Source organism: Streptococcus sp. DD04 (assembly GCF_001578725.1).
In the GTDB taxonomy this organism is placed as follows: Bacteria; Bacillota; Bacilli; order Lactobacillales; family Streptococcaceae; genus Streptococcus; species Streptococcus sinensis.
The window spans coordinates 485,084-488,841 of record NZ_KQ968977.1 but is presented as its reverse complement, the minus strand read 5'-3'; the positions used below and the strand labels follow the sequence as shown (position 1 = coordinate 488,841).

Annotated in this window: 4 protein-coding genes; 3 read left to right on the top strand and 1 reads right to left on the bottom strand. The window is 42.1% G+C overall.

From position 1 onward, the window contains the following. Positions 1–145: 145 nt before the first annotated feature. Positions 146–556, bottom strand: a complete 411-nt coding sequence (locus tag STRDD04_RS05050) for a hypothetical protein (RefSeq protein WP_062199867.1) — start codon at positions 554–556, stop codon at positions 146–148. Positions 557–824: 268 nt separating this feature from the next. On the opposite strand from STRDD04_RS05050, the gene yycF reads away from it, so the two are divergent. The 3 genes from yycF to STRDD04_RS05035 are packed head-to-tail and all read left to right on the top strand — an operon-like array spanning position 825 to position 3,676. Beyond that, positions 825–1,526, top strand: coding sequence for a response regulator YycF (gene yycF / locus STRDD04_RS05045; protein ID WP_037614514.1), 702 nt, complete (start codon positions 825–827; stop codon positions 1,524–1,526). Then, positions 1,519–2,883, top strand: coding sequence for a cell wall metabolism sensor histidine kinase VicK (gene vicK / locus STRDD04_RS05040; protein WP_062199865.1), 1,365 nt, complete (start codon positions 1,519–1,521; stop codon positions 2,881–2,883). The genes yycF and vicK overlap by 8 nt, the downstream gene beginning before the upstream one ends. After that, positions 2,876–3,676 (top strand): MBL fold metallo-hydrolase, encoded by an 801-nt coding sequence (locus STRDD04_RS05035; RefSeq protein ID WP_062199863.1) that lies wholly within the window; start codon positions 2,876–2,878, stop codon positions 3,674–3,676. The genes vicK and STRDD04_RS05035 overlap by 8 nt, the downstream gene beginning before the upstream one ends. The last annotated feature ends 82 nt before the right edge of the window (positions 3,677–3,758 follow it).

Here is a 3,758-nt window from a genome sequence, read left to right as displayed (position 1 = left end):
TTTGTGACGAGTCAAGAGCAATGAGGCTTGAACAAAGTGAAAGCCAGCGTCTTTAGGCGCTGGCTGGTGATGTGGGCTTATAGCCCTGGTACAAACCACCCGTTAGACGGGTGGTTATGATTTAACAAGCTTTCAAAGAATAGGGCTAATTCAAATAATTATCTATATATTTTTGGAAATCAGGATATTTTTGACGATTCATTGCATAAAGCATTTCCCCATATAAGGGATCTCTAGGGTCGTCGGGTTCTAAAAGAACAGCAATTTTGAGGTCATTGTCAGGAAAAGCAATAGTGTAGTGATAAGTATCGTTGACAGTGATGGAATAATATTTTGTATTGTCTTCATATCCAGACTTATCAAGAACATAATGAAATTCCTTGTCTCCTAATTTTCCAGTGTTTTCCTCGAAAACTAGGTCAATATTTTCTCCCGAGGAACCCTGTGCTTTCCATTTTCCGCGGTACGTTTCACCTCGGCCGATGCCTAAAATACTACAAGCGCTCAGACAGATAAGGATAAATACAGTAAAAACGAATACTATGGATTTTTTCATTGGAAACCTCCTTGTGTAATCCCTTTTATATTATTCTACCATATTATTGAGAAAGGATGAATCTTTTTATGAAAATCAGGTTTAACCCTTGAATTAGCCATTTTTAAGAAAGTTTGGTATAATATGTGGTATGATTGTAGTGATTTTATGTCGAATCGATTAAAATGATCCATAGGATGCTATTTGCAATAGAAGATAAATTAATGAAATGAGGTTCTAGTTTTTTGTTAGGATGGCTCGTTTCCTCTCAAAATTTTGTGGTGAATAAATGAAAAAAATATTAGTTGTTGATGATGAGAAGCCAATCTCAGATATTATAAAATTTAATATGACCAAAGAAGGTTACGAAGTTCTGACAGCTTTTGATGGTAAGGAAGCGTTAGAAATGTTTGAAGCGGAGCAGCCAGATATTTTGATTCTGGATCTGATGTTGCCAGAAGTTGATGGACTTGAGGTTGCTCGGACCATTCGTAAGACTAGCAATGTCCCGATTATTGTGCTGTCTGCCAAGGATAGTGAGTTTGACAAGGTTATTGGTCTTGAAATCGGTGCAGATGATTATGTAACCAAGCCATTTTCAAATCGTGAATTACAGGCGCGGGTTAAGGCTCTTCTTCGCCGTGCAGATTTAATCATTGAGAGTCAAGCAGAAGATAGTGGACCAAATGAATTAAATATTGGGGACTTGCAAATTTTACCTAATGCATTTGTGGCTAAGAAGCATGGAAAAGAGCTGGAGCTGACACATCGGGAGTTCGAACTGCTGCATCACTTAGCAACGCATATTGGTCAAGTGATGACGCGTGAGCATTTACTTGAAACTGTCTGGGGCTATGATTATTTTGGTGATGTCCGTACAGTGGATGTGACCATTCGTCGCCTGCGTGAAAAGATTGAAGATACGCCAAGCCGGCCTGAGTATATCTTGACTCGCCGCGGTGTTGGCTACTATATGAGAAATAATGATTGAAGAAATTAAACAATTTGTAATCTCTGCGGATTTCGTCTTTGCTATCATTATTATCGGCTTCATTGTGGTCGTGGCCCTGCTTTTGTTGGAAAATCGCCGTGACAACCAAAAGCTTCTGCAGCTTAATCAGAAAATTAAAGATTTGATTTCTGGTGACTATTCAGAAGTGCTAGACATGCAAGGAAGTCCGGAAATTACAGATATGACCAATAGTATCAATGATTTGTCAGAAGTTATCCGCTTGACACATGAAAATCTTGAGCAGGAAACCAAGCGTCTGTCTAGTATTTTGTCCTACATGACAGACGGGGTGCTTGCCACCAACCGCCGGGGGCAGATTATTACCATTAATGATATGGCGACCAAGCAGTTGGGGGTCAAAAGAAGTGAGGTCCAAAATATGAATATTTTGGATCTGCTTTCAATTTCAGATGAATACAGTCTTCGGGACCTGATTACCAATGTTCCTGAATTGATTATTGATTCTCAGGATGAGAACGGGGAATATTTGCGCCTACGGGTTCGTTTTGCCTTGATTAGACGGGAATCTGGCTTTATATCAGGTTTGGTGGCGGTCCTGCATGATACGACTGAGCAGGACAAAGAGGAGCGGGAGCGCCGGCTTTTCGTTTCCAATGTCAGCCATGAGTTGCGGACGCCCTTAACCAGCGTGAAATCTTATCTGGAAGCCTTGGACGATGGGGCTCTGTCAGAGCCGATTGCGCCGGACTTTGTCAAGGTCTCACTGACTGAGACTAACCGGATGATGCGGATGGTGACGGATTTGCTCAGCCTGTCGCGGATTGATAATGATACCAGTCATCTGGAAGTGGAGTTGACCAATTTTACGGCCTTTATCACCTTTATCCTGAATCGATTTGATAAGATTAAAAATCAGGACGAGACCAAAAAATATGAGATTATCAGGGATTATCCGATTACACCAATTTGGGTGGAGATTGATACGGACAAGATGACTCAGGTCATTGATAATATCATGAACAATGCTATCAAATACTCACCTGATGGCGGCACCATTACCGTATCTGTGAAAACAACAGATGTACAGCTGATTCTCTCGATTTCAGATGAAGGTCTGGGGATTCCCAAGCAGGATCTACCGAAGATTTTTGACCGTTTCTATCGAGTGGATAAGGCACGCAGCCGAGCTCAGGGAGGGACTGGCTTAGGCTTGTCCATTGCTAAAGAAATTATCAAGCAGCATCATGGCTTTATCTGGGCCAAGAGCGAGTACGGCAAGGGATCTACCTTTACCATCGTCCTTCCTTATGATAATGATGCTGTCCGTTTGGATGACTGGGAAAATGAAGAAAATGTAGAAAGTGAACATGACTAAAGGATTTCAATATAGTATTCTGGCATCGGGATCAAGCGGCAATTGCTTTTATCTGGAAACAGACCAAAAACGCTTGCTCGTCGATGCTGGTCTATCAGGGAAAAAAATTACGAGCCTTTTGAGCGAAATTGACCGCAAGCCGGAAGATTTAGATGCCATTTTAGTCACCCATGAGCATAAGGATCATATCCATGGCGTGGGAGTTTTAGCGCGTAAATATAACTTGGATATCTATGCAAACGAAGCAACCTGGCAGGCTATGGAAAAGGATTTGGGCAAGCTGGATGTTAGCCAAAAGCATATCTTTGAGCTAGGTAAAACCAAGACCTTTGGTGACTTGGATGTGGAGAGCTTTGGAGTCAGCCATGATGCGGCCTGTCCGCAATTTTACCGCTTTATGAAGGATGACAAGAGCTTTGTCATGCTGACAGATACAGGCTATGTTAGCGACCGCATGGCTGGAGTGATTGAGAATGCGGATGCTTATTTGATTGAGAGCAACCATGATATCGAGATTCTCCGGAGCGGTGCTTATCCGTGGAGTCTGAAACAGCGGATCCTGTCTGATCTGGGGCACTTATCCAACGAAGACGGTGCAGAGACCATGATTCGCACACTTGGCAATCGCACCAAGCGTATTTATCTGGGGCATTTGAGTAAGGAAAATAATATTAAGGAGCTGGCTCATATGACCATGGTCAATCAACTGGCTCAAGCTGATTTGCCAGTAGGTCATGATTTCCAGGTCTTCGATACTTCTCCTGATACTGCAACGCCTTTGGTAAATATCTAATCATCAGTCGCTCAGAAAGTTGGAACCGTGTGTTCCAACTTTTTTAGGATTGACAAGGATTGCTTTTTATGGGAAACTAGTT